General features: G+C 59.8%; 21 protein-coding genes. 12 read left to right on the top strand and 9 right to left on the bottom strand.

What is annotated here, in order from left to right; genetic code table 11:
- Positions 1-9: 9 nt before the first annotated feature.
- Positions 10-885, bottom strand: a complete 876-nt coding sequence (gene dapA, locus PSCI_RS22845) for a 4-hydroxy-tetrahydrodipicolinate synthase (protein ID WP_045491393.1) — start codon at positions 883-885, stop codon at positions 10-12.
- 222 nt (positions 886-1,107) lie between these two features.
- On the opposite strand from dapA, the gene PSCI_RS22840 reads away from it, so the two are divergent.
- The gene (locus tag PSCI_RS22840; RefSeq protein WP_045491391.1) at positions 1,108-1,983 is read left to right on the top strand and encodes an AEC family transporter; all 876 of its coding nucleotides are present in this window, start codon (positions 1,108-1,110) and stop codon (positions 1,981-1,983) included.
- A gap of 96 nt (positions 1,984-2,079) precedes the next feature.
- Here the strand turns inward: PSCI_RS22840 and PSCI_RS29265 are convergent, their stop codons facing one another.
- The 3 genes from PSCI_RS29265 to PSCI_RS22825 all read right to left on the bottom strand — a co-directional run bounded on the left by PSCI_RS29265 (position 2,080) and on the right by PSCI_RS22825 (position 7,444).
- Positions 2,080-2,781, bottom strand: a complete 702-nt coding sequence (locus tag PSCI_RS29265; RefSeq protein ID WP_144403311.1) for a hypothetical protein — start codon at positions 2,779-2,781, stop codon at positions 2,080-2,082.
- Positions 2,782-2,849: 68 nt separating this feature from the next.
- Entirely contained in the window at positions 2,850-6,251 is a 3,402-nt protein-coding gene (locus PSCI_RS22830; RefSeq protein WP_045491389.1) for a toxin VasX, read from the bottom strand.
- A 341-nt stretch (positions 6,252-6,592) separates the two neighbouring features.
- Entirely contained in the window at positions 6,593-7,444 is an 852-nt protein-coding gene (locus PSCI_RS22825) for an AraC family transcriptional regulator (RefSeq protein ID WP_045491387.1), read from the bottom strand.
- A gap of 115 nt (positions 7,445-7,559) precedes the next feature.
- On the opposite strand from PSCI_RS22825, the gene PSCI_RS22820 reads away from it, so the two are divergent.
- From PSCI_RS22820 to PSCI_RS22805, 4 genes are all read left to right on the top strand, one after another.
- Positions 7,560-8,699 carry a tyramine oxidase subunit B gene (locus PSCI_RS22820; RefSeq protein ID WP_045494774.1) on the top strand — a complete coding sequence of 380 codons (1,140 nt, stop codon included), beginning with the start codon at positions 7,560-7,562 and terminating at the stop codon, positions 8,697-8,699.
- A gap of 76 nt (positions 8,700-8,775) precedes the next feature.
- The gene (locus PSCI_RS22815; protein WP_045491384.1) at positions 8,776-9,198 is read left to right on the top strand and encodes a RidA family protein; all 423 of its coding nucleotides are present in this window, start codon (positions 8,776-8,778) and stop codon (positions 9,196-9,198) included.
- A gap of 33 nt (positions 9,199-9,231) precedes the next feature.
- Positions 9,232-10,527, top strand: a complete 1,296-nt coding sequence (locus PSCI_RS22810) for an NAD(P)/FAD-dependent oxidoreductase (protein ID WP_045491381.1) — start codon at positions 9,232-9,234, stop codon at positions 10,525-10,527.
- Positions 10,528-10,661: 134 nt separating this feature from the next.
- Entirely contained in the window at positions 10,662-10,952 is a 291-nt protein-coding gene (locus PSCI_RS22805; protein WP_231906477.1) for a hypothetical protein, read from the top strand.
- Between the two features lie 52 nt (positions 10,953-11,004).
- Here PSCI_RS22805 and PSCI_RS22800 read toward each other — a convergent pair whose 3' ends face one another.
- On the bottom strand, positions 11,005-12,147 hold the full coding sequence (locus tag PSCI_RS22800) for an N-acetylmuramoyl-L-alanine amidase (RefSeq protein WP_045491375.1): 1,143 nt from the start codon (positions 12,145-12,147) through the stop codon (positions 11,005-11,007).
- An 86-nt stretch (positions 12,148-12,233) separates the two neighbouring features.
- Between PSCI_RS22800 and PSCI_RS22795 the strand changes: the two genes are divergently transcribed.
- Genes PSCI_RS22795 through PSCI_RS22785 form a run of 3 tightly spaced genes read left to right on the top strand, consistent with a single transcriptional unit; the run spans position 12,234 to position 14,661 of the window.
- Positions 12,234-12,926, top strand: coding sequence for a metal ABC transporter ATP-binding protein (locus PSCI_RS22795; protein WP_045491372.1), 693 nt, complete (start codon positions 12,234-12,236; stop codon positions 12,924-12,926).
- On the top strand, positions 12,920-13,780 hold the full coding sequence (locus PSCI_RS22790) for a metal ABC transporter permease (protein WP_045491369.1): 861 nt from the start codon (positions 12,920-12,922) through the stop codon (positions 13,778-13,780). Before PSCI_RS22795 ends, PSCI_RS22790 begins: the two co-directional genes overlap by 7 nt.
- Before the next feature lie 5 nt (positions 13,781-13,785).
- Positions 13,786-14,661, top strand: a complete 876-nt coding sequence (locus tag PSCI_RS22785) for a metal ABC transporter substrate-binding protein (protein WP_045491365.1) — start codon at positions 13,786-13,788, stop codon at positions 14,659-14,661.
- Positions 14,662-14,719: 58 nt separating this feature from the next.
- Here PSCI_RS22785 and PSCI_RS22780 read toward each other — a convergent pair whose 3' ends face one another.
- Positions 14,720-15,475: an alpha/beta fold hydrolase gene (locus tag PSCI_RS22780; RefSeq protein WP_045494771.1), complete on the bottom strand. Its 756-nt coding sequence runs from the start codon at positions 15,473-15,475 to the stop codon at positions 14,720-14,722.
- Positions 15,476-15,520: 45 nt separating this feature from the next.
- Positions 15,521-16,072, bottom strand: coding sequence for a lipocalin family protein (locus PSCI_RS22775; RefSeq protein WP_045491362.1), 552 nt, complete (start codon positions 16,070-16,072; stop codon positions 15,521-15,523).
- A gap of 334 nt (positions 16,073-16,406) precedes the next feature.
- Between PSCI_RS22775 and PSCI_RS22770 the strand changes: the two genes are divergently transcribed.
- The 4 genes from PSCI_RS22770 (at position 16,407) to PSCI_RS22760 (ending at position 19,543) form a co-directional block, all read left to right on the top strand.
- Positions 16,407-16,718 (top strand): DUF6482 family protein, encoded by a 312-nt coding sequence (locus PSCI_RS22770; RefSeq protein ID WP_045491359.1) that lies wholly within the window; start codon positions 16,407-16,409, stop codon positions 16,716-16,718.
- Positions 16,712-18,268, top strand: coding sequence for a cryptochrome/photolyase family protein (locus PSCI_RS22765; protein ID WP_045491357.1), 1,557 nt, complete (start codon positions 16,712-16,714; stop codon positions 18,266-18,268). The genes PSCI_RS22770 and PSCI_RS22765 overlap by 7 nt, the downstream gene beginning before the upstream one ends.
- On the top strand, positions 18,265-18,411 hold the full coding sequence (locus PSCI_RS28825; protein ID WP_084710080.1) for a DUF2256 domain-containing protein: 147 nt from the start codon (positions 18,265-18,267) through the stop codon (positions 18,409-18,411). The genes PSCI_RS22765 and PSCI_RS28825 overlap by 4 nt, the downstream gene beginning before the upstream one ends.
- Positions 18,412-18,589: 178 nt before the next feature.
- Positions 18,590-19,543: a DUF559 domain-containing protein gene (locus PSCI_RS22760; protein WP_045491355.1), complete on the top strand. Its 954-nt coding sequence runs from the start codon at positions 18,590-18,592 to the stop codon at positions 19,541-19,543.
- An 11-nt stretch (positions 19,544-19,554) separates the two neighbouring features.
- Here PSCI_RS22760 and PSCI_RS22755 read toward each other — a convergent pair whose 3' ends face one another.
- Together PSCI_RS22755 and PSCI_RS22750 are read right to left on the bottom strand one after the other, a co-directional pair.
- On the bottom strand, positions 19,555-20,517 hold the full coding sequence (locus tag PSCI_RS22755) for an endonuclease (RefSeq protein WP_045491353.1): 963 nt from the start codon (positions 20,515-20,517) through the stop codon (positions 19,555-19,557).
- A gap of 143 nt (positions 20,518-20,660) precedes the next feature.
- Positions 20,661-23,258 carry a patatin-like phospholipase family protein gene (locus tag PSCI_RS22750; protein WP_045491350.1) on the bottom strand — a complete coding sequence of 866 codons (2,598 nt, stop codon included), beginning with the start codon at positions 23,256-23,258 and terminating at the stop codon, positions 20,661-20,663.
- Between the last annotated feature and the right edge of the window lie 140 nt (positions 23,259-23,398).

The following is a 23,398-nucleotide window of genomic DNA, read 5'->3' as shown; positions in this document are numbered from 1 at the left end:
TCCTCCGGCTCAGGCGCGGTAGACAGACAGCAGACCTTCGAGCTTGTGCACGGTCTGCGCATCGAGTTCGGCAGTCGGGGCGCGGCATGGGCCGACGCGCACGTTGAGCAGGTCGGTGGCCTTTTTCAGCACCGAAGGCATGGTCCCCAGCGCAAAAGCATCGCGCAGTGGCCGCAGGGCTTCCTGGGCCGCGCGGGCGCCATCGTGGTCGCCGGCCTGGAAGCGATTCCAGATATCCATCACCACCTGCGGTACCGCGTTGGCGGTGGCTGCCACCGCACCGTCGCCACCGGCCAGCAGGTTCCAGTAGATCAGTGAGTCGGTGCCGGCAAACACGGCGAAGTCGTCACTGCGGTAGCGCAGCATCTGCACCAGGCTGTCGAAGTTGCCGGCGCTGTCTTTGATGCCCTTGATTTGCGGATGCTGCGACAGGGTGGCGACTGCCGGGATGCCGATCGACATGCCGGTTTTGGCCGGGATGTTGTAAAGCATGATCGGCAGTGGCGAAGCATCACCAATCGCGCTGTAGTGGTTGATCAGTTCGGCCTGGCTGACCGCATTGAAAAACGGCGTAATGACCGACAGGGCCTGAACGCCCACATCAGTCATTTTTTTGTTCAGTTCAATCACATCGCGGGTGGCGAAGGCGCCGGTTCCGGCAATCACCGGTACCCGGCCGCGGGCCGCTTCCACGGTGAGCCGGGCGATGCGGACTTTCTCGGCCTCGCTCAGGGCAAAGAACTCACCATTGGTGCCCAGCACAAAAAGCCCGTGAACACCGGCGTCAATCAGGCTTTCGATCAGGTTGCCGAAGGCCTGCTCGTCGATTTGCTGACGGGCATCGAAGGGGGTCACGAGGGCTGGAACGATTCCAGTGAACTTCATCGGTGATCTCCATGTTATTGGTCTTGTCATCATCATTGAATGATTGAATCGATCATTAATGGCGATCCTATACGCAAAATTCAGCGCTTAAAAGTATTTTTTCAATCAAAATATCGCTTTGGTCGTGACTGATTCGTTCATTTTTCGGATGCAGGGCAAGCGCGGTTGCGGGTCAACCGGTACAAGCCCTAGCATGAACGCCTTTTCAAGGAGGAACCCTTCATGCTCGCTTCGCTGTTTGCGGTATTGGCCCCAGTGTTTATCGTTGCGGCCATCGGCTATGGTTGGGCGCGCAAAGGGCATAGCTATCCGACCGACTTTATCGCCCGGGTGGTGATGACCATCGGCACGCCAGCGCTGGTGCTCTCGACCCTGAGCCGGACCCAGCTTGACCCGGCAGCCTTTACCAGCATGGCGCTGGCCTGCGTATTGAGCATGTTTGCCATGGCCATGATCGGTCTGCTGCTGAGCAAGGTGTTTCGCCAGCATTGGCGCGTACTGGTCCCGGCGTTCATGTTTCCCAACACCGGCAACATGGGCCTGCCGATCAGCCTGTACGCGTTTGGCGACCAGGGCCTGGCGCTGGCAGTGGCGTTCTTCCTGACCCTGTCGTTGTTTCAGTTCACGTTGGGGCTGGCGCTATCAGGGGGCGCCGCTTCATTCAAAGACCTGCTGCGCAATCCGATCATCATCAGCCTGGCGCTGGCCATGCCGATCATTTTCTTTGGCCTGCAACTGCCGCGTTGGCTGATCAACACCGTCGATCTGCTCGGCGGCATGACCATCCCGTTGATGCTGCTGACCCTGGGGGTGTCGCTGGCCAGTATCCGCTTGCATCACGTAGCCAGTGGCATGCTGCAGGGTGGTCTACGAATTGTGCTGGGTGCGGCGGTGGGCTGGCTGATCGGTCTGGCATTGGGCATGCAGCCACTGGCCCACGCGGTGCTGGTCGCCCAATGCTCGATGCCGGTGGCGGTGTTTAATTACCTGTTGGCAATGCGCGCCAACCAGTCGCCGGAGAAGGTGGCGAACCTGGTGATGTGTTCGACCGTGCTGTCATTTGCATGGTTGCCGGTGGTGCTGGCGGCGTTGATGTGACTAACTGCGCAGGCGCAATATTTTTTGCCAGCTAGATAAGCGACGCCGGATGATGCATTCCCAGATCTGCGCAGCGGCCAAGCCCTATGGTGTCCGTCACCATTTCCAAACTTCTTCCCGGTACGTTGTTACCTCAGGCAGTACAGTGCGCAAGAACGCCAGGTACTGCTCGAACAGCGCCTTGTTTGGCAGGCGGGCTTCGAAGCCTATGGTCAGGTCTGTTCTGTGGATCACGATGATGCGGTAGCGGCGGTCTACGGTGACGGCGTTGTATTTCTCCCAAACCATACTGGTTTCCAGTTCGCAGGGCGGTGGCTTCCATTCCATGATGTTCAGGGCAGATATGATCATGAGGGCCACTGGCCCCAGTAGAAATAGTAATGAGCCGACGAAGGCTGCCAGTCCGAGTAGAACGATGATGGCTATTATCGCAACGCCATTAAATACGTGTTTTGTGTATTTTGCGTAGTAAGGCTGAACGTCTACTTCTCCGCATTCTGGATAGATTCGATACTCGAATACTGAAGGGCGCAGCATGAAATAGAGATAATAAAATGTCGTTGCAAGAGCTACTCCAAACAACCAATAAAACGTGCTTGGGTCGGCGCTCAGAAAATCTAAAGCCGAGATTCCTATACAGGCAGGCCAAACTGACAATATGAGAGGGATTAGCCAAATGTTTTTTCTGCGAAGGTTGATCCGTTTTACTTTCCATTCAAAAATGGGGTTGCTATTTCCCTGCCGTAGCATCGGTGTAGAACTTAATATTGGTGCGTATTCGTCGATTTTGGATGACATGCTGTGCGTCCGGAGCAAGATAAATAATACAAGGCAAATGAGGCTTGAGCGTGAATCGGTCACGCGCTTTAAAGTGTGAAAAATATTTGTTTGGCTTTGGTGCGATCTGAGTTTTTGACCAGCAATTCAGTTTCGCTTAATCCATCAGTGCTTTCTGTGACGGACGCTTTTAACTCAATTTGATAAAGGTACCCTGTGTCTGCCGGTGATGGATGCGCAACATCGACCGGATACCATATCTGTAGCTCTAAATAGGTCGCCTCTTGGTCTAGTGGTATCCAGGTTTGCCAGAGAATGTCGTGATTTTCTTTTATTTCAGGTATGAACGGAGCTCGGTAGTCGTGTGAAGGACGTTGGTTGGTAATGTTTCCCCATTCACTGATGGGCATGTAGATTCCGTTACTGATAAAGCTTGTCTGAATTGAGGTGTCCACTTTCACGGCTGGAAATAGCCGTAGGGGTTTTCTGCTGCTGATAATATCGAACAGAACGCTGCTGCCTCTGACCCGCCCTGGAAAGCGGATTTGTACCCATGCGCCGTTTTGCGTGATGTGCGGCATGTGGCTTTTTCCTATTTGGACAAAACGGCAGGACCAAGTGCTCTTTACGAGTATCTGCGGGCATAATTGGACCTCTAGGAGTGCACGTATCTCCTCTTGTTGACCTTCGAAAGTGTCGGCATAGCGGTTCTCGGAGGTGATGGACCAGCAACAACGGCGTAGCCAGGATCCGATGTTATCTTGCTTTAAGTGGTTTATGAGTTTGCTGGCCATTAGATATATAACACCGCCTATCATTGAGATCACAGCAGCCCACCCACTGAGCGCTACTGTGGCTGCACTTAAAGCCAGGGTTCCGGTAAGCAGCGCCGATAAGATTGGGGCGGCCGCAACAGCCCCCATAATGATCACGCCAGCAGCTTTTATTTTAAGTAATGTTTTGTCTGTCAGGGTTTTGGCTTTCTCTATCTCATCTTGTAGTTCTCGCACTTCTAGAAAGGCAGCCAACCCTCCAAATATGCCTGCGGCAAAAGCCCGAACACGAAAACCACGCACTGCATTCGCCCAGCCATGATTCCCCTGAGTTTTCCAATACGCAGCCGATCTGCCCATTATGGATATGCTTTTCGTATTGATAACGACCGGCTTGGCATTCCTCACCACCTCCCAAGGCGCTTCCAGATACAGCACCATCATCAGGTTGAGGCTGTACCCCATGTTGTAACCCAGCTTCCTCAGGTCTTTACCGTCAATCTTCCCGTCACGAGTGATATCGCTCCAGACAAAGGCGGTGTTGAAGAGGTTGAGGGTGATCACCGTCCAACTGATACCGGCGCCATGAATGCCCAGGCGCTGGCTCCACTGGCGTACGTGCTGGCTCCAGTCTTTGGCCACGTTTTTGCCGGCCTGGAAGAAGTTGTACATCTCGCGCTTGAACTGCTCGGCATAGCGTTGATGGCTGAAGTCCAGAAGGTCAGGCAGGGCCATGGCATGAGCACGAATACGGTCGTTCTGTGCCTGTAGCTGGATGCCCAGGCTGTGCCGATCATGGCGGTTGGCAGCGTAGTACCAGGCTTGTTGCAGGCTGCGCAGTTGCTGCTCATACAAGGCTGTAAGGCGCCTCCATTCGTTGATGCGCGCCATGAACTGGCGGTCGATGGCCAGTCCTTCGGGCGTGTTGCCCAACAGCTGGCCGATCAGCAGGTTGCGCAACAGAATCGGCAGGGTCTGGGGCTCTGTTCTGGATAGCTGGGTATTGGTGATCATGGCGGCGCTGAGCATGCCTTGGGCGATGGCTTTGCCAGCGCCACTGGCTAGCTCTCGCATGGCCTTGAGCGTCGCCTGGGCAGTGGCATCGAGCGCTTTGTACCAGGCGCTGTTGGCAAAATCCCGGTGGTTGAGGGCGTTGTTGAGTTCGCCAATGCGCGTACCGAGGTTGGTCACGTCGCCCATGCCGGCGAGCAGTTTGTTGGCCTCTGTGTCCAGCGCCGCCTTGATCGCGGGGGAGAAGCCGTAGCGCTGGGTGCCAAACAGGGTGGTGGCTTTATTTTCCTGTGCGGTAAGCCATTTGAGGGTCTCCTTGTCTTGCTCCAGGATGGTGGTGAGGTTTTCCTTGATGGTTTGCAGGTACAGCAGGGTCTTTGGATAACCGGTATCTATGAACAGGGCGTCTGGCTCAAGGCCAATGTGTAGTGCCCAGTTTTGAATATCCGTGCGTGTGTCGCGCACTCGCTGCAGCAATTGCTCATGCACAGGCTGCTGCTGTTGCAGGCACTGCCGCGCTGCCTTGAGGTCAATCTCGCGGCGCCACTTGCTGCGCTCCAGCCAGGTATCAATATCTGCCTGATTCGGTGCCTTGCCGTATTTCTCTATCAGGCCCTGAAGCAGTGTGGCGCTGCGTCGGTTTCGGTGGTGGGGGCCTCTGAACATCTCCACGGCTTCAGGGGCCACGGTGGCGTTCTCTTCGTAGATACGCTCTTCCAGTTCGTACTGTTCCAGATAGCCTTCGGCGTCTATCAGGTATTGCTGCGCGAGATAAGGATCTGCCTCTTCGGCTTTCGACAAGGCAGCTGTAGTACCGCACAGGTGTATAACGTCCCCGGCAATCTTCAACCGATGCTCATACTCCGCCTCCCAGTGCTGCAAGGCGGCGATGTCGCCTGCCATCTGCATGCCCAGATCACGGACCAGTGTCAGCGGATCGTCCAGGGCAATCAGCAGGGCGCTGTCCTTGTCCGGCACGTTGCCCAGCCAATGCACGTCCGCGCCCAGCGTCACCCACTCGTCCTGGGTCGGTTCTTCAGGTGTGCGGTCGGGTTCTCGGGAAGGAATGGCCGTGTCGTCGAAGCGCCCGTCATCGGTGACCTGGCCAGCATCAATATCGGCCACGGCGGTGGCCAACTCGCCCAGCGGCAGGGTACCCGGCTCATTCATGGTGAGGCTGTAACTGCCCAGGTCCAGGCGCTTCATCCAGCGCTTGCGGCTGTCCTCGTGCGAGCGCAGATGTTCGCAGATGCGCCAGGTCCATTGGATTGGCGCAAAGGCAATGTGCAGCACATGGTCGCGCGGGTAGGAGAGGTAGGGCTGCCCGGCATCGCTGCCGCTGCGCTCGTTCTGGCCTATGTGGGCGCTGGTCCACTTGATGCGTTGCAGGTGTGCATTGTGTGCGCTGTAGGCGTACTCGTGTAGAGTGCCTGCGGTCTCGTCGAACACGTAGACAAAACCCTCGTGCAACTGGCGCAAGGTGTAACTGCGGCTTTTCAGCGGCGGCAGGCGTGCCCATCGAGCATGCCGGGCCAGCGGTTTCAGCATATTGGGATTAACGTCATAGCGCGAGCGATCCAGGGCATAGCGCACCGGCACGATGGCAATTTCCGGCCCCTTGAACGGGCAGAGGCTGGTGCCGCTGAGCGGGGTTCTGGAAAATTCGTTGGCGCAGCGCTGGCGTGGGGTGCCGAGTTTCTGATTCATCTGTCCGGTCCTTGGCCCGGCGAATCGCGCCAGGCAGTGGGGCAGACAAATCAAAGAATGTGCCGTAAATAATATTTTTCTTATTTATCAGTTAGATAGATCATTAACGCTGGGGCTTTACAGAATTTTTGTGCAAAAAATCCACAACAATCGCGCAGCTTGTTGCGTTCTGCCGTGCAGGCGGTTGCGCACCGGGTGGCGTCACGTGATATGGCCTTTAGCAGGGTAAAAGCAGAAATTTTTACGTAAGGGCCGGTCATTCGTTGCGCAGTTTACGATCCGCTGTACCCAAGCGCGGTTTACTCATGAAGGGACAATGAATTTCAATATGCTGATTAGAATCAAGCGTTATGTAGCGCTTCTTTGAGGGACGCGTCATTTCTTCCAAGTACCCGGATCCTGCCGTTGTACGCCCCCTGAGTTACCCGCCTTTGATAGTCATTGGGTGTGGTGCTGACCAGTGCCTTGAAGTCGCGCATAAAGTGCGACTGATCGGTAAACCCCAACTCCAGCGCCAGCTCCGAACACGGCAATGTGCCGTCCGCTGTCAGGCTACTTAGCGCCGCCTGGCAGCGAATGATGCGGCAGAAGGTCTTCGGGGCAATGCCGGTGTCTTCACGGAACTGACGCTGTAAGGTCCGGCTTGTGTAGCCACTCATGGCTTCAAGCTGGTGGACGCGGATATCGCCGCGTCGGGCGATGATGAACTCGACCAGCTTGCCGCTCAGCCCTGAGGTTCGCCGGGCCAGGGACTGGCCGGCGAGGCGGCTGAAGACGGCGGCCTGGTTGCCCAATGCCGTGGCCTGGGCAATCTGCTCGATCAGTTGTTGGGCGCAGGGCAACACATCACACAGATCCACTTCCTGCTCCGCCAGTTCCCCGGTCAGATTGGCGACGAAGCCGGGAATCACACCGGGCTGAAAACGCACGCCGAAGTAACGATGCCGGTTCAATAACTCGACCCGCTTGGCGCGCAGTGGCGTGCCGCAGACCCTTGCGGTGGGCCGATGGCTGTCGCAATCAAAGAGGATATCGACGCAGCCGTCGGGCACCGCGTAGGTCAGGTCGGCCGGCTGGTCCACCTCCAGCGCATAAAAGTGCGAGATCGCCGAATGCGCGTCATGCATCACCCAGTAGCCCGATGAGTTGAGGACGAACCAGGGTTGCTCGCAGGTGCTGGTGGTGGTCGTCATTGATGCTACTCAGACAAGTCTGCTGTCAGGACCGGGCCTGTCCGATTTTTACAATACGCCCTTGAACCCGCTCCCTAGACTCGAAGCCACTTTGTCGCCGTGCTTCGAGATCAACATGACCAATAATACGAAGATCGATTTCATTTACTTGTCTGAGCCGGACATGATTCGCGCTGGCGTCACCGACATGCCGTCCTGCGTCGATACCATGGAAGAGATGTTCGGCCTGCTGTATCAGGGCGACTATCGCATGGCCGGGCCGAACAACGACTCCCATGGCGCCATGGTGACCTTCCCGGAAAACTCGCCCTTTCCGAACATGCCCAAGCCCACCGCCGACCGACGCATGATGGCCATGCCGGCCTACCTGGGCGGTAACTTCTGCACCGCCGGGGTCAAGTGGTACGGCTCCAACATCGCCAACCGCGACAAGGGCCTGCCGCGTTCGATCCTGATGTTCACCCTCAACGACGCCGACACCGGTGCCCCTTTGGCCCACATGTCGGCCAACCTGCTGTCGGCCTACCGCACCGGGGCGATTCCCGGCGTCGGCGCACGGCACCTGGCGCGTAAAGACTCGAAGGTTATTGGGCTGCTCGGGCCGGGGGTGATGGGCAAGACCTCGGTCGCCGCGTTCATGGCCGTGTGTCCGCAGATTGACACGATCAAGATCAAGGGCCGTGGGCAAAAGAGCCTGGATGACTTCATCACCTGGGTGCAAGTGACCTTCCCGCAGATCGTCAACATCCAGGTGGTCGAGACCCTCGAAGAGGTGGTGCGCGGTTCGGACCTGGTGACCTATTGCAGTTCGGGCGAGGTGGGCGACCCGGCGCTGTACCCGATGGTCAAGCGCGAGTGGGTCAAACCGGGGGCATTTCTGGCCATGCCGGCGGCCTGCAATATCGATGCAGGCATGGAGCAGGCCGATGTGCGCAAGGTCGTCGACAACACCGGCTTGTACCAGGCCTGGTTCCACGAGTTGCCTAAACCTGCGCACCACTGCGTGCCGGTAATCGGCGTGCGGTTTATGGACATGATCGCCGAGGGGCTGCTCAGGCCTGAGCAGGTCGAGGACATCGGCAAGATCATCGCCGGTGACGCGCCTGGCCGCCTCGATGATGCAGAGATCATCCTGATGTCGGTGGGCGGCATGCCGGTCGAAGACGTGGCCTGGGGCACCGTGGTGTACCGCAACGCCATCGCGCGCGGCATCGGCGTGAAGCTCAACCTGTGGGATACCCCGGTGCTGAGCTGAAAACCGGCTAACGAATATTCGCAGCTAAAGCTGCTCCTGCCGGGATTTCCCGTACCCGGTTCATTAAGGAATACCCATGACACAAATCATCAAGCTCAAAACCGGTTCGAAATTCGAAGAAATGGGCAGCTACTCGCGACTGGTCGCGGTAGACAACTGGATCTACGTGTCCAATACCGCCGGCCGCAATCCGCAGACCAAGCTGATTGCCGAAGACCTGACCGAGCAGACCCACCAAGTGTTCGCCAACATCGAAGCAGCCCTGGCGGCGGTCGACTCCAGCTTGGCCGACGTGGTGTTCTCGCGCGTTTACGTGCAGGAGCCCAAGGATGTCGAAACGGTGATGGGCATCGTCGGTGAGAAATTCCGCGGTATCGACCCGGCAACCACCGTGACCTGCCCGCCGTTGGGCTCCACGGTCTATAAGGTGGAGCTGGAAGTGACTGCGTTTCGCGGCGCAGCCAGTGCACAACAGCAACGCATTACCCAGTCCCGGTGACCGGTGTCTTTCACTTCAAGCGAATTTCTTGCCATGGCTCCCACTATTGCACCCGTGCGTACTTTCACTGAGCTTCCAGCATCGACCACGGTGGTGATCATCGGCGCTGGCATTATCGGCCTGACCGCCGCCCTGACGCTGGCGGAGCGCAAGATTCCGGTGGTGGTGCTGGAAAAGGGCCGGGTTGGCGGCGAGCAGTCGTCACGTAATCTGGGCTGGATTCGCAAAACCAATCGGCACGCCGCCGATTTGCCGATGGCCCAGGCCGCCGACCGGCTGTGGGCACAAATGGCTGAGCGGGTTGGCGTGGATGTGGGTTACCGGCAGGCCGGGATCATGTTCATTGCTCGCACTGAAGCGCAACTGGCGATGCACGAGAACTGGCTGAAAAGCGTCGAGTCTGTGGGGCTGGATTCGCAGCTGCTGAGCAAGCAGCAGATTGCCCGCCATGTGCCGCACGGGCAGGGCGACTGGCAGGGCGGCATCTATACCCCATCGGACGGTCGTGCCGAGCCGACGCTGGCCTGTAGCGCGATTGCCAATGCCGCCATCGCCAAGGGCGCGGTGATCCTGGAGAACTGCGCCGTGCGAGGCCTGACCACCAGCGCCGGGCGGGTCAGCGGGGTGGTGACCGAGCGCGGCGAGCTGCGCTGTGAGCAGGTGCTGTTGGCTGGCGGGCTGTGGTCACGGCGCTTGCTTGGCAACCATGGCGTCAACCTGCCGACATTGCCGCTGACCTGTTCGGTGCTGCGCACCACGCCGATGGAGGGGCCGACCGATATCGCAGTAGGCGCGCCGGACTTTTCGTTTCGCAAGCACATCGATGGCGGGTTCATCATCACCCAGCGCGGCAAGCTCGATGCCTTCCTGACCCTGGATCATGCGCTGCTGGGCACCCGGTTCTTGCCGCAGCTCAAGGCGCAGCGGGACTTTTTGCGCATTTCGCTGGGCAAGCACTTCTTCGATGACCTGAAGCTGGGGCGTCGCTGGCGCGCCGATTCGGTCAGCCCGTTCGAGAAGGTGCGGGTCCAGGACCCGGCGGCCAACAACGAGCTCAATAACGATGCGTTGCGTAATCTGAGCGCTGCCTGGCCGATGTTCAAAAACGCGCAAATCGCTCAGGCCTGGGCCGGTACTATTGATGTGACACCGGACTCCAACCCGGTGATCGGTCCGGTGGCCAGGCTTCCCGGCCTGACCCTGGCCAGCGGCTTTTCCGGGCATGGCTTCGGTACCTCACCGGCGGCGGGGCAACTGGCGGCGGATTTGCTGTCGGGGCACACACCGATCATCGACCCGGCGCCGTACCGCTTCGAGCGTTTGGCCTGAGCGCTGAAGAGATGCCGGTATGGCAGGATACTGGCCCCCTGAACGGATAACGCTCCCTATGATGCTCGCCATTTTGAGCCTGGAAGCTGAGCGTTATGCGGTGTGCCCCTTTGTTGATGATGGTTGGAGTATTGATGGGATTGGCCACAACGGCGCAGGCCAGGCCGGTGACCCAGAACCAGGCGCAGATGTGCCGCTGGGGTTCGGAGGTGGCGAAGAATGCCCAGCAGTTCAAGCTTTCCGGCAAGACCCTGTACAGCACGCGCAAAGCAATCGAGAACCGCCAGTATTCCAGACCCTGGATGAAGAAAATGGCGGTGGGCATCACCGAACAGACCTTCGCCAGCCGCAGCCGGATGAACCCCAAGGAAATCAAGGACACCTACTATCAGGGCTGTCTGCGCCATGAAATGGCCCGGCGTTGAGTCTGGGCGATAACGACCGCGCTCGGTGATGCAGCGTTGAATACAGGCTCCGTCAGGCCAATCGATTGTTCTTGAAGTGCTGCTGGATGCCCTCGTAGATGGCCTGGGCCACCCGGTTCTGATGACGCGGGTCACACAACTGGCGGCAGTCGTTGGGGTTGGAGATAAACCCGGTCTCTACCAGAATCGACGGAATGTCCGGTGACTTGAGCACGGCAAAGCCGGCCTGTTCAACGCGTTTCTGATGAGTACCGGCTACCTGGCCAACGTTATCGAGGATGGTTTTGCCCAGGCTCAGGCTGCTGGTAATGGTTGAGGTCAGCGACATATCCAGGATCACCCCGGCGAGCATCGGGTCTTTGTCCTTGAGGCTCAGCAGGTCGCGGGCGCCGATCAGGTCAGCCTGGTTTTCCCGGTCGGCCAGCCACCGCGCGGTGGTCGAGGTGGCGCCGTTTTGCGACAGGGCAAATACCGAAGCGCCTGAGGCGGTCTTGCGCGGCGCGGCGTCGGCATGCACCGAAATGAACATGTCGGCATTGCGTTTGCGCGCGACCTCGACACGTTTGCGCAGCGGGATGAACACATCGTCATTGCGCACCAGATGGGCTTTGAAGCCGGCCTGGCGATTGAGCTTTTGCGCCAGTAACCGGGCGATGGCCAGCGCCACCTGCTTTTCCTGCTCGCCTTTGGGTCCCAGTGCGCCGGGGTCTTTGCCGCCGTGCCCAGGATCGATCACCACCACAATGTCGCGGCTGACTGATTTGCCAGCCATGGCCGGTTGCTTGAGGCCTGGCACTGCCAGGCTGCGCAGTTCCAGTTGCAACGACTGACGATTACCCGGCCCTGGTTGCAGGGTGATGCTGTGCAGTTCAACGGCGTCCTGCAGGTCCAGCACCAGACGCATCCCTTGGCCCTGTGCACCACTGCGTATGGCTTTGAGCAAGGTGTTGGGCAGCGGCAAGTCATCGAGCCGGGTCGCCAGTTGCGTCTGCTCCAGGTCGATGATCAGCCGCTGCGGCGCTTGCAGGCTGAAGGTCCGATAGCGACTCGGGCCGCTGAGTTCGAATGCCAGGCGCAGACTGTCCAGACCCGATTCGACGCGGGCGGCCAACAGTTGTTGCGAGGCTTGCGCGCTCAGACTCAAGGGCAGGGTGATGCTGGCCAGCAGCAGTTGCAGGAGGTGGCGTCGTTGCATGGCGTGGGGCCTGGGTAAAAAGGACTAGTGACATTGAATTGTTATAATGTAACACTTGGGTTCACTGTCCAGGCCATGACTCGTACATGAAATTTGCTCCTGCGCTGTCCACCGTAATCTGTTTTCGAGCCTTGCAATGGGGGCCACAGGGTCGCCCGTTGACGGCGCCGCTTGACCTGGAGGTTGCTTACGGCTCGCTGACCGCCATTGTGGGCGGCAACGGCGTGGGTAAAACCAGCCTGCTACGGGTAATTGCCGGTGTGCAAAAGCCATTGTCGGGAACGGTCACCGTCAACCTGCCGCGGCGCACGCCGGTCGGGTTTGTTCAACAGCAACAGGCGATCGACCGGCAGTTTCCGATCAACCTCGCGCAGTTGGTGCAGACCGGTTGTTGGGGCGCGCGCTTGTCAGGTACTGCGCGGCGGGAACGGCTCGACGCGGCATTGGCGACCTGGCACCTAGAAAGCCTGGCCGGTTACAGCCTCAGTGAGCTGTCAGGCGGACAACTGCAACGGGCGCTGCTGGCGCGCCTGAGTCTGCTGGATGCACCGCTGTTGCTGCTCGACGAGCCGGACGCTTCGCTGGATCAGGCCGGCCAACAGCTGCTCTGGCAGCAGATCCGCGGCTGGCAAACCGCCGGCAAAACCCTATTGCTGGTCTGCCATGACCTGGCGAAAGTGCGCGACCACACTGACCGCTGCCTGATCATCAATCCTCAGGGCTGTAGCTGGCAGGCAGATACCGATGCTCAGGTTTCTCAGCGGAGGCTGGCATGCTAGATCTGCTGTGGCAGCCTTTTGTCGAGTTCGCTTTCATGCGCCGCGCCTTGCTCGGCGGCATGCTGCTGGCGGCCAGTGCCGCGCCGCTGGGGGTATTTCTGATTCTGCGGCGCATGAGCCTGATTGGTGATGCGATCGCCCATGGCATTTTGCCTGGCGCAGCCGTGGGGTTCTGGATCGCCGGTTTGTCGCTGCCGGCATTGACCCTCGGTGGCCTGAGCGCCGGGCTCGGCGTCGCTGGCTTATCGGCGTGGATCACCCGCAAGACCGGCCTGCGCGAAGACGCCAGCCTGGCGGCGTTGTATCCGATTTCTCTGGCGTGTGGGGTGTTGCTGCTGGGGTTGGCGGGGCGGCGTCTGGACTTGCTGGGGTTGTTGTTCGGTTCAGCACTGGCGGTGGACCAGACCACCCTCAACGCCATGCTCGGCGTGGCCTTGCTCAGTACCGTGCTGCTGGCGGTGATTTACCGGGCACTGTGGCTCGACTGCCTGGACGCTGCCTTTTTGCGCAGCGTCAGCCGCGTCGGCCCGTTGGCCCACGGTGTGTTTCTGGCCTTGGTGGTGCTCAATCTGGTGGTCGGCTTTCAGGCTATAGGCGCACTGATGATGGTCGGCCTGATGATGTTGCCGGCCGCTGCAGCACGCTTCTGGAGTCGCCGACTGCTCAGCCAGTTGCTCTGCGCCGCCGCCATCGGCGCGGCAGCGGTGTACAGCGGGCTACTGGTTTCCTATTACGCCGCACTGCCCAGCGGGCCGGCCATCGTTGCCGCCGCCGGTGTGGCTTATCTGTTTTCTGTGGTCGTCGGGCCGGTTCATGGCCTGCTACGGCATTCCACCTCGCCTGTGCCTGTTTAAAGGAGATGTTCGTGCGCCTGATTTTCTGGCTCTGCCTGTTTTTACCTCTGACCCTCAATGCCGCTGAGCCAATCAAGGTGGTGACCAGCTTCAGTATCCTGGCTGATATGACCCGGCAGATCGGCGGTCAGCATATTGAGTTGAGCAATATCGTCGGCCCGGATGCCGATGCGCATACCTTCGAACCCACGCCTGAAGATGCGCGGCACATCCAGCGCGCGGCACTGGTAATCAGTAACGGTCTGCATTTTGAGCCCTGGCTTGACCGGCTGATTAGCAGCACACAGACCAAGGCACTGGTTATCCGCGCCAGTGACGGGGTTATCCCGCGCAGCATGGACGAAGACGGGCAGTTGATTGCCGACCCGCACGCCTGGAACAATCTGGCCAATGCCAAGATCTACGCGTCCAACATCAAGCGTGCCTTGTTACAGGCCGACCCGGACAACAGCGAGGCCTACGAGCGTAACTACCAGGCGTACATCGGCAAGATCGAAGCGCTGCTGGTCGTGGCCCGCCAGACCTTCGACAAGCTGCCGCCCGGCAGCCGCCATGTAGTGACCTCTCATGACGCTTTCGCTTATCTGGGCCAGGCCTATGGCATTCGCTTCTCGGCGCCGCAAGGGCTGTCGACCGAGCGTGAACCGTCGGCGGCAGAAGTGGCCACGCTGATCCGTCAGATTCGCGCCGAAAACATCAAGGCGCTATTTGTCGAGAACATCAAGGATGGCCGGCTGCTCAAGCAGATCGCCGAAGAGAGCGGGGCGCGGATCGGCGGTATTCTGTATTCCGATGCACTGGCTGCCCATGGCCCGGCGTCGACCTATCTGGGCATGTACCAACACAACATCGAAACCCTCGGCAAGGCGTTGGGTAACTGATGCATGAGCTGTCGACTCATAATGCCCTTTGTAGAGGCAATCTTGAGCGCCGGATCAATCAAACCCGCAATGACGCAGCAAACCCCAGCATCAGTTCCGCCAGTGCCTGGGGTGTCTGCAAAGGCATCAGATGCCCGGCGCCGGGCATCACCTTAATACGGCTGTCAGGAAAATGCGCGAGGGTGGTCCGTGCCTGTTCCTGCGGCCCCGGCACCTGCTGGTCATCAGCACCGCATACCAGCAGCACCGGGTAGGCCAGGTTGCCGATCAGGTCGCTCCAGTCTTCGCGGCTGCCATGGTCGACCCAGGCGCGCCAGGCGTCCAGGTTGACCTGCCGGGCGTCGGCAATTGCCACCTCGCGCAAGGCATCGGGTAACCGGTGCGCGCTGGACTCATCGATGAAGGCTTCTGCCTGCTGGCGTGTGCACTGATAGCCACGCTGGCGATCGCGGTCCTGCTCGCTCATTGGCTGCGGGCCGGGCGGTGAGGGCGCGACCAGAATCAGCCCGGCGAGATACGCCGGCCGCCGTGAAGCCAGCACCACCGCCACTTTGCCGGTCATCGAATGGCCGACCAGAATGCAGCGTTGCAACCCCAGGCTGCGTATCGTGGCATCCAGATGATCGGCCATCTCGCTCACGCTGTAGCCGCTGACCTCGGCGGCATCACCAAAGCCTGGGGTATCGAGGGCAACACAATGATGGTGACGGTCGAGAAACGGTAAAGCCGCTGACCAGGTACGGTGTGAGCCACCGAGAAAATGCATGAGAACCAGAGCAGGAGAGCCCTGACCTTGTCGGCTATGTGGAAGCATATCAATGGCCTTGTCCGGATTATTCATCACAACTGTCTGGATGCTTCAAGGTTCCTGGCGCCAGACCAGTTCGCGGGTGTCATAGCCCTGTTGGCGGGCGATCTCCAGCAAATGATTGCGGGTCTCGTCAGTCACTGCCGGGGTACGTGACAACAGCCACAGGTAGTCGCGGTCGGGATGGCCCACCAGCGCCACGCGATAGTCCTTGTCGTGGTACAGCACCCAATACTGGCCGCGGCTTACGCTGGGGAACAGCCGGCTGAACCAGTTATCGAAAGTCACCCAGAGTTTGTCGGTCTTGCCGGCAACCTGCGGCTCGGCAACGCCTTGGACCTGTTGCGACTGGCCATCGGCGTCGGTGCAGCTATTGGTGACATCGATCTTGCCATCGGCCCGCAAGCCATACTGGGCTTGGGACTGTACGCAGTTGCGCTGGAAGAACATCGGCAGGCGCGCCAGTTCATACCAGGTGCCCTGGTAGCGCTGCAGATCAACCTGCATGGTCGCAGGCGCATTGTGCTGTTCATCGCCGGACCCCGCGCAACCGGTCAGGGTCAGCAACAGGCAGGAGCAGAGCAGGGTGGTGCGCAGGGTCATGGGAGTCTCCTTGATTGATCAGAGCGGGTCTAACAGGCTGTTGCAAAACTATCTGCTGGCTGGGCGCCTTCGGCGCTACGCGCGCCATTGCTGCGTTAAAAACAGGCTGGAACGCCAGCCCGGTCAAAATGCTCATTTACAACTTGTAAAGTCGAGCGCGACTCCGACCGTTTTTCGCCTGTTTTTGCCTTGCACTGGCTGCCTCGCCAACGTTTTTCAACGGCCTGTTAAGTATCGGAGTCGCTAATCGGCCAAAAGTTAGCGCGAACTTGAGTATGGAATTAAAATTCCTGTACAAGCTCTATTGGCCGTACAACTTTGCGGAGCTTTCTCCATGAACCTGAACACGTTGGTCAGCCTGGCCAAGGCTGGCGAGGTCGATGAACTGGAGCTGTACTCGCTGGAGGGTGGCATTTACATGTTGCGGGTCAAATCGCAGTTGGGCAGTCACGACTTGCTCGACGGCCGGGGCCGGGTCATGCATTTGCGTTCCACCACGCATTTGCGTGATTTGTTGCATGACCACCAGTTACCGCCGCTGCCCTGTGTGCTGATCCAGCATGTGGTGCATGACGAAATGTGTGGACGCCGCGACGGTCCGGTCGAGCCCTTGCGCCTGCCATTGAACCTGGAGCGCCAGTGGTAGAGGCGCCTCATACCACGGCGCACCCGAAGCTGGGTCTGATTCTGGGCGATCAGTTGTCCTTCGAGCTTGATCTGTTGCAGACCCTGGACCGGCGCCGTGACGTGCTGCTGATGGCTGAAGTGCGTGACGAGACCCGTTACGTGCCGCATCACCCGCAAAAGATCGTGCTGATTTTCAGCGCCATGCGCCATTTTGCCGAAGCGCTGCGTCAGCGCGGCTGGCAACTGGTGTACGTGAAGCTGGACGATGCCGACAACAGCGGCAGCATTGCCGGCGAACTGCTGCGCTGGCAGGCGCACCTCAATGCCAGCCAGGTGCATGTCACCGAGTGCGGTGAATGGCGGCTGGAACAGGCGCTGCACGACAGCGGCCTGCCGCTGGTCTGGCACAAGGACCGGCGTTTTCTCTGCTCGCGGCACTACTTCGCCGGTTGGGCGGCAGGCCGCAGCCAGTTGCGCATGGAGTCGTTCTACCGGCTGATGCGTCAGCGTGGCGGCTGGTTGCTGGAACCCGACGGCAGCCCGACAGGCGGGGCGTGGAATTTCGACAGCGACAATCGCAAGTCGCTCCCCCGAGGGCTACGCGGCCCCTTTGCCGCGCGGTTTGCCCACGACCGCATGACCGCTGAGGTCATTGGCCTGGTGCGCGAGCATTTCACTGACCACTACGGCAGCGTCGAGGGGTTCGATTATCCCGTCACTCACGGCCAGGCGCAGGAACTGTGGCAGCACTTCATGGATTTTGCCCTGGCCGCTTTCGGCGACTACCAGGACGCCATGGCCGAAGGCGAGCCGTTTCTGTTTCATGCGCGGATCAGCGCGGCGCTGAACATCGGCCTGCTCGATGTGCGCCAGTTGTGCGATGACGTCGAACAGGCCTACCGCCAGGGCCGGGTACCGCTCAACGCCGCCGAGGGCTTCATTCGCCAGTTGATCGGCTGGCGTGAATACGTGCGCGGCATCTACTGGCTGCGCATGCCCGAATACGCCGGGCTCAATGCGCTGGGCAATCAGCGCGCTTTGCCAGACTTCTACTGGACCGCCGCCACCGGCATGCGCTGCATGGCCCAGACCATCGGCCAGACCCTGGAGCTGGGTTACGCGCATCACATCCAGCGGCTGATGATTACCGGCAACTTCGCGTTACTGGCCGGCATTGCCCCGTCAGCCATCTGCCAGTGGTATCTGGCGGTGTACATGGACGCCTTCGACTGGGTGGAACTGCCCAACACGCTGGGCATGGTGATGCACGCCGACGGCGGCTACCTGGGCTCCAAACCGTACTGCGCCAGTGGCCGCTATATTCAGCGCATGTCTGACTACTGCGGGGCTTGCCAGTACTCGGTAGAGCGCAGCGTTGAAGAGGATGGCTGTCCGTTCAATGCGCTGTACTGGCATTTTCTGATGCGTCATCAGGCGCAGTTCGCCAGCAATCCTCGCATGGCGGTCATCTACCGCAATCTCGATGACATGGACGAGACACGCAAGCAGCGGCTCTGGCAGCGCGGCGAAAATCTGCTGGCCAGGCTGGATGCCGGGGAGGCGTTATGAAAGGGGTCAGCAAAGCTGACCTGCCGCACAAAATCTGTGTCGTGTGCGGCAGACCGTTCAGTTGGCGCAAGCGCTGGGAGCGTTGCTGGGATGATGTGAAGTATTGCTCCGAGCGCTGTCGGCGGCATGCAAAACCCCGATAACCAGAACTCAATAGCTCTGATACATACAGCGTAAGTCGACTTTTCCTACAGACTTGGCCAGAATTGGCGATTCATTTTGATATTACGCACGAAACGGCCGAGTTATTGCTGCAAAGGTTGCTACATCGCCTTTTGCGTCAAACCTATCTCGCTGATTTTGCATAGCCAGGCAGGCGCTATGACCCACCAGGATTGGTTGAAAAAACACGAAGCGGCATTCGGCGGGCAATTTGAACAATTGTTCGCGCACAGCGTTCTTCCCTTGGTTCCCGGCATTGATTTCTCGACCATCAACGTTCAGTTCCCGTTCAAAGACAGCAACGGCAAGCCGCGATTTTGCGATTTCGTGATCGAGGAAGATGGCGATGTTCGCATCGCGATTGAAGTGGACGGGTATGACAAGCGCGGCACCGGTTCGGGGATGTCGCATGCTGAGTTTGTGGACTGGCAGCGACGCCAGTCATCCCTGACGTCGCAGGGCTGGTTCGTCTTGCGATTCGCCAATCGGGATGTCCGTGACCAGCCAGGCCGCTGTGCCGAGCACATTGGTCTCTTGCTCAAGCGCCAGCGGGCAAAGGCCAGGGACGAAACATTGAACGCTGAGGAACACCGCAGGCTTGAAACCCTGGCGGCGGCTCAGAAAAGTGAAATAGACACGCTTGCAAGGGAAACCTCGATCATGAAGTACTCAATCACGTCGCTCACGGTCCTGGTGGGTGTGTTCATGTTGGCGTTTTTTTTCAAGGACAGCGGCTCCGAAGCTCGTGCCGTAGCGGTCAGTCAGGCAGCTCCTGCGCTGGGCGCGCCCTCAGGGGCTACCTGTGATAGCCCGTTAGACTGGCGAGCGGCTTCCGACAATATCGGTCAGGTCGCTGCCATCACCGGGCCGGTCATCCGCGTTACTCAAAAGGACAACGTGAAAGGCCAGCCAACCTGGATTGAAGTAGGGGCCGCCTACCCGAACAGCTCGCGGTTGGTGCTGATTGTCTGGGGTCCGGACCGCGAAGCATTCGGTTCACAGTTGTCCTCGACACTCGAAGGCAAGGTGGTTTGCGCGATTGGCATGCTTGAGCGTTACAAGGGCGTGTCGCAGATCGAGCTTAAACACGCCAGCCAGCTTCAGCAGCGCTAGAGTTCCCAGCGTTACTTGCAGTTGCCGGCTTTCTTGTAACCCGCGGCCAAGGCTTGCGCTTCGGTTTCGAAATAGACCCGATTTTTTTCCTTGATCGCGCTATAGCTTGGGCAGCCTTCGGGCAAGTGATAGCTATTGCCGTTCTTGCTGGCGATGATCGCGCCTGAAGTGCTGGCTGTTGCCGCAGCCGGCTCACTGACAGTGGCAGGCTTTGCAGCAATAGCACTGACCACGCCATCACCCACCGGTTTGTAGCCGTCTGTCCAGACACGCTCGCCGGTCACGAATGGATTGCTGTGGCCCATGATCGCTGCGATGCGTTGATCACGCAGCTTTTCCCAAGGCTTGACCGGGTGCTCTTTGTTCCAGGCCATCAGCAGTTGCTGCTGCTGGCGCGACATGTTCAGGTTGTAGCGATCGAACATATAGAAAGTGGTCCGGGCTACCAGCCCCTTGACCTCATCACGGGGTTCGGCGACTTTCTGGGCGAAGTCCACTTTGGTCTGGCACTGGCCGTACTGCGGTTTTTTCGAGGTGACCATACCGTAGCTGAAGTTGCCGCGGTCGCCGTTCACTTCACCCACTGCGGGGTAGAGGTTGAACAGGTTGGCTTCCATGACACGGAACACCGGGTCGTCCTTTTCACAAAACTCGCGGCCGCCTTTCTGCCAGCACTGGCGCTGATGGCCGAAGGTCCAGGCGGGGACGATATGCTCCCACTCGGTGCGTTCGGCACGTTCGTTCTGGTTACGTGGCTGGTAGCCGCACGCTTTCGGATTGAGTTTGCCACCGGACTTGCCTTCCCACTCCCACTGGCAACCGCAATACAGTTCGCCAAGGGCGCTATTGGCCTGGTCGTTGTAGATCTTTTCCTTGGCCACGACTTTGGCCTCGGAGAAGTTCGAAGGTGGCGCGGCCAGGGCGGGCGCATTGCAGGACAGGACAAGACTCAACAGCAGAAGCAGTTTTTTCATGGGCGTTTATCGGCACCGGGCAGAAGAATGGGCGCGCGATTATACGCAGCTCGCGGCGCCAGGGTGACCGTCAATGCGATTTCCTTGCGCCAAAGCGTCAGAACCCGGTATCCAGAGTCAGGACACCGGGCTGTGCGGGTGGATCATTGCTGCAAATAACCCCACAGCGCATCACTCACGTCGCTCGGCTGGCCGTTACCGAACAGGGTTTGGCCGATCTGCAGGCCCAGTTGCCGATAGCTTTCGAACTGCGCTTCGTTGAAGAACTGGTCCGCGGTGCTTTCGTTGGGAAAGGTCGGATGCGCGTTGGCGTAATTGAACACATCCACCGGCAGGCCAGTAATGACTCTGGGTTTGAGCAGCAGGATGCGTGCGCTGGTATTGCCCTTTTGGTCGAGCACATTGAACAGCATCGCGCAGCGGCGGCTGTCTTCAGGTGCCGTGCTGGCGAAGCTGCCGGCATGGCCGAAGTAGGGCGCCAGCGCAGCGACCCCGTGCACGCCTTGGTCCTCGACGATTTCCAGCGCCTGATCGATGCGGGCCAGGCGGATCAGGTTGGCCAGGTCATTGAACGCGAAGTCCGGATCAGCGCCGCAGTCGCAGGTGACGATCAGCTCGATATCACGCCCTTCGCGGATCAGCTCGTAGGTTGCAGTGTTCTCAAAATGGCCGCCGTCAGACAGATACTGGTAATCGCGACGTACGCCATGAAAATGCGCGCTCAGCTCGTAGAACAGGTAGGTCTGGGTCGCAAACACGCGGCTCCAGCCCTTGTCACGCCAGACGCGGTCATCCCTGGGCTGTTCGCCGGGTTCAAGGAAGTTGCTCGGCCACCAGGTGCCCAGGCGCAGGTTGCTCAAGCCCAGACACAACGAGGTGCCCAGTGTCGTGGCCCGGCCCAGGCCGGTGGAGACCGCCGCCCCCGAGGTCGCCACCCAGTGCGCCAGGCCCAACGGCTGCTGGATCTCGCTGCCCCAACGGCTCTGCTGCGAGCGGGCACGCGGGTAGCCGTCGAGCACATAACTGACACTGTCGGCACCTGCGCGCCCGCTCGGCGCCAGGCACAGGGGCATGCCTTTGCGGTCACGCTGTACCAACTGCTCGGCCGGGTCGACAGTGAGGTTCATGGTCACGTTGATCAGGTGCACCGGCGCACAGGTGGTGGCGCTGTAATAGTCCTCGATAGCGATATCGTCACCGGGCAGTGCTTCGGCAACACTGAGGCGCTGGCGACGAATCTTGCCGCTTGCGCCGGCAAAGCGCAGGCCGTTGGAGGCGCCAAGGTAGGCCCGCGCCAGGCGGCTGCTATAGAACGACTGCAACGAAGACTGGTTGAGAAAACCGACAAACCGCCCGGCCACCAGGCTCAAGACCAAGGCAACGGCGGCCAGCCCGGTCAGGCGCAGCAGAGTCCCGGACGCTGGGCCTTCGGCTCGTACGAATTCCACCAGCAAGCCCCAGATCAGCGCTACCAGTAGAAAAATTGCAAGGCCGGCCACGCCCGCGATCAGCCCCAGTGGCAGACGGCTCAGCCAGCCCAGCACGGCTTTGCCGTCCAACAGCCCGGCCAACCCGCGAACGGCGGCAATCAGTGCCGGCAACACCACCAACGAGGCGCGGTACTCGCTGTCATACAGCGCCTGAGCCAGCCACGGCACCAGCGCGAGAAAGCCCAGCGCCAGGGTCAGGATCAAGGCTTGAGCCAGGTAACGGGTGACCATCACCCGATAGGTGCCCACGCTGCCCCAGACCGGTAAAGCCGGGTCTTTGTTGCGCTTGCAGCGCAGATGCAGTGCGACTGCAACACACATCACGACACCCAGCCAGGACAGCCCGCCACTGCCGAGCAGAACCGCCGACAACGGCGGCGCAAGGCCTGGCGCGAGCAACCCCAGGCCCAGCAGCAACGCACCGGCACCCAGCGTGGCGAGAACCGCCCAATTGCACAGATTTACCGGGTCGTTTTGATTGTCGCGGGCGTAGACCATCCAGAACGCCAGCATCAGCGGTATCACCGCAAGCAGCACGGACCCGGCCGGCAACCACCAGAGCGAATTGCACAGCACTGCGCTCAAGACGCTATTGGCAGCGCACAACGAACTCCCGGCCACGGCGACCTGTAGCAGCGTCGCCATGGCCAGGGCAAACAGCAACGGCATGCCGATGACCAGATGCACGGCCATCAGATTGCGCAGCGAGATGCCCAGCAAATAGAACAGGTCACCGGCCCCGGTAGGGGTCAGGTAACGGCCGTTTTCCCGCAACCAGGCCAGCGGCGCTGCACCTGCCGGCGCACGGGCATAATCGGTGCTGGTATGAATACGCCCTGGAGGTTCGTAGTCCAGTACCTCATAAGCCTGTTCGGCCGCTGTGACTGGCGGGTTGGCAGAGGCTTCAGGCGCCTCGTTGCCACGCAGGCGGCCCGGCACGAACAGACTGCCAAAGAACGAGCCCAGATAGCCGCCGCCGCTGACCGTCGACAAGTAATCGAAGCGGCTCAGCAGGCGTTTGCCAGCGTCTGGTTGGCCTGGCGAAGCATCGGGCGCCTTGGCCCTGGCCAGGGCTTGCAGCACGCCAAGGTTGAATGTCGCGCTACGGATCCCGCCACCGGACAGGGCCAGCGCCCAGTAGCGGCCGTTTTTCGGCGCCAGGCCCAGCAGGCGGCGGCGCTCGGTGATGCGCGCGTGCTCGGCGTTGAATTGCGCTTGCTGCTCAGGCGAAGCCGGTTGTTGCGCGTCCATGTGCCATCCCGTTGAATATGAGTGGTGGTCCTTGTTGAGCCGGAAGATAATGCATGGCGGCAGCCATTTGCCAGCATCGAACGGCACGATTGTTCATCGTTCCTGTCGAAGTCACTTGTTGTACCCGCGCCCGAACGGTG

The organism is Pseudomonas sp. StFLB209, from assembly GCF_000829415.1.
In the GTDB taxonomy this organism is placed as follows: Bacteria; Pseudomonadota; Gammaproteobacteria; order Pseudomonadales; family Pseudomonadaceae; genus Aquipseudomonas.
This window is presented reverse-complemented; position numbering and strand designations above follow the sequence as displayed.

Excerpts from the sequence above, each read along its gene's own strand:
- dapA (WP_045491393.1), bottom strand. The coding sequence starts at position 885 with ATGAAGTTCACTGGAATCGTTCCAGCCCTCGTGACCCCCTTCGATGCC.
- PSCI_RS22840 (WP_045491391.1), top strand. The coding sequence starts at position 1,108 with ATGCTCGCTTCGCTGTTTGCGGTATTGGCCCCAGTGTTTATCGTTGCG.
- PSCI_RS29265 (WP_144403311.1), bottom strand. The coding sequence starts at position 2,781 with ATGTCATCCAAAATCGACGAATACGCACCAATATTAAGTTCTACACCG.
- PSCI_RS22830 (WP_045491389.1), bottom strand. The coding sequence starts at position 6,251 with ATGAATCAGAAACTCGGCACCCCACGCCAGCGCTGCGCCAACGAATTT.
- PSCI_RS22825 (WP_045491387.1), bottom strand. The coding sequence starts at position 7,444 with ATGACGACCACCACCAGCACCTGCGAGCAACCCTGGTTCGTCCTCAAC.
- PSCI_RS22820 (WP_045494774.1), top strand. The coding sequence starts at position 7,560 with ATGACCAATAATACGAAGATCGATTTCATTTACTTGTCTGAGCCGGAC.
- PSCI_RS22815 (WP_045491384.1), top strand. The coding sequence starts at position 8,776 with ATGACACAAATCATCAAGCTCAAAACCGGTTCGAAATTCGAAGAAATG.
- PSCI_RS22810 (WP_045491381.1), top strand. The coding sequence starts at position 9,232 with ATGGCTCCCACTATTGCACCCGTGCGTACTTTCACTGAGCTTCCAGCA.
- PSCI_RS22805 (WP_231906477.1), top strand. The coding sequence starts at position 10,662 with ATGGGATTGGCCACAACGGCGCAGGCCAGGCCGGTGACCCAGAACCAG.
- PSCI_RS22800 (WP_045491375.1), bottom strand. The coding sequence starts at position 12,147 with ATGCAACGACGCCACCTCCTGCAACTGCTGCTGGCCAGCATCACCCTG.
- PSCI_RS22795 (WP_045491372.1), top strand. The coding sequence starts at position 12,234 with ATGAAATTTGCTCCTGCGCTGTCCACCGTAATCTGTTTTCGAGCCTTG.
- PSCI_RS22790 (WP_045491369.1), top strand. The coding sequence starts at position 12,920 with ATGCTAGATCTGCTGTGGCAGCCTTTTGTCGAGTTCGCTTTCATGCGC.
- PSCI_RS22785 (WP_045491365.1), top strand. The coding sequence starts at position 13,786 with ATGTTCGTGCGCCTGATTTTCTGGCTCTGCCTGTTTTTACCTCTGACC.
- PSCI_RS22780 (WP_045494771.1), bottom strand. The coding sequence starts at position 15,475 with ATGCTTCCACATAGCCGACAAGGTCAGGGCTCTCCTGCTCTGGTTCTC.
- PSCI_RS22775 (WP_045491362.1), bottom strand. The coding sequence starts at position 16,072 with ATGACCCTGCGCACCACCCTGCTCTGCTCCTGCCTGTTGCTGACCCTG.
- PSCI_RS22770 (WP_045491359.1), top strand. The coding sequence starts at position 16,407 with ATGAACCTGAACACGTTGGTCAGCCTGGCCAAGGCTGGCGAGGTCGAT.
- PSCI_RS28825 (WP_084710080.1), top strand. The coding sequence starts at position 18,265 with ATGAAAGGGGTCAGCAAAGCTGACCTGCCGCACAAAATCTGTGTCGTG.
- PSCI_RS22760 (WP_045491355.1), top strand. The coding sequence starts at position 18,590 with ATGACCCACCAGGATTGGTTGAAAAAACACGAAGCGGCATTCGGCGGG.
- PSCI_RS22755 (WP_045491353.1), bottom strand. The coding sequence starts at position 20,517 with ATGAAAAAACTGCTTCTGCTGTTGAGTCTTGTCCTGTCCTGCAATGCG.
- PSCI_RS22750 (WP_045491350.1), bottom strand. The coding sequence starts at position 23,258 with ATGGACGCGCAACAACCGGCTTCGCCTGAGCAGCAAGCGCAATTCAAC.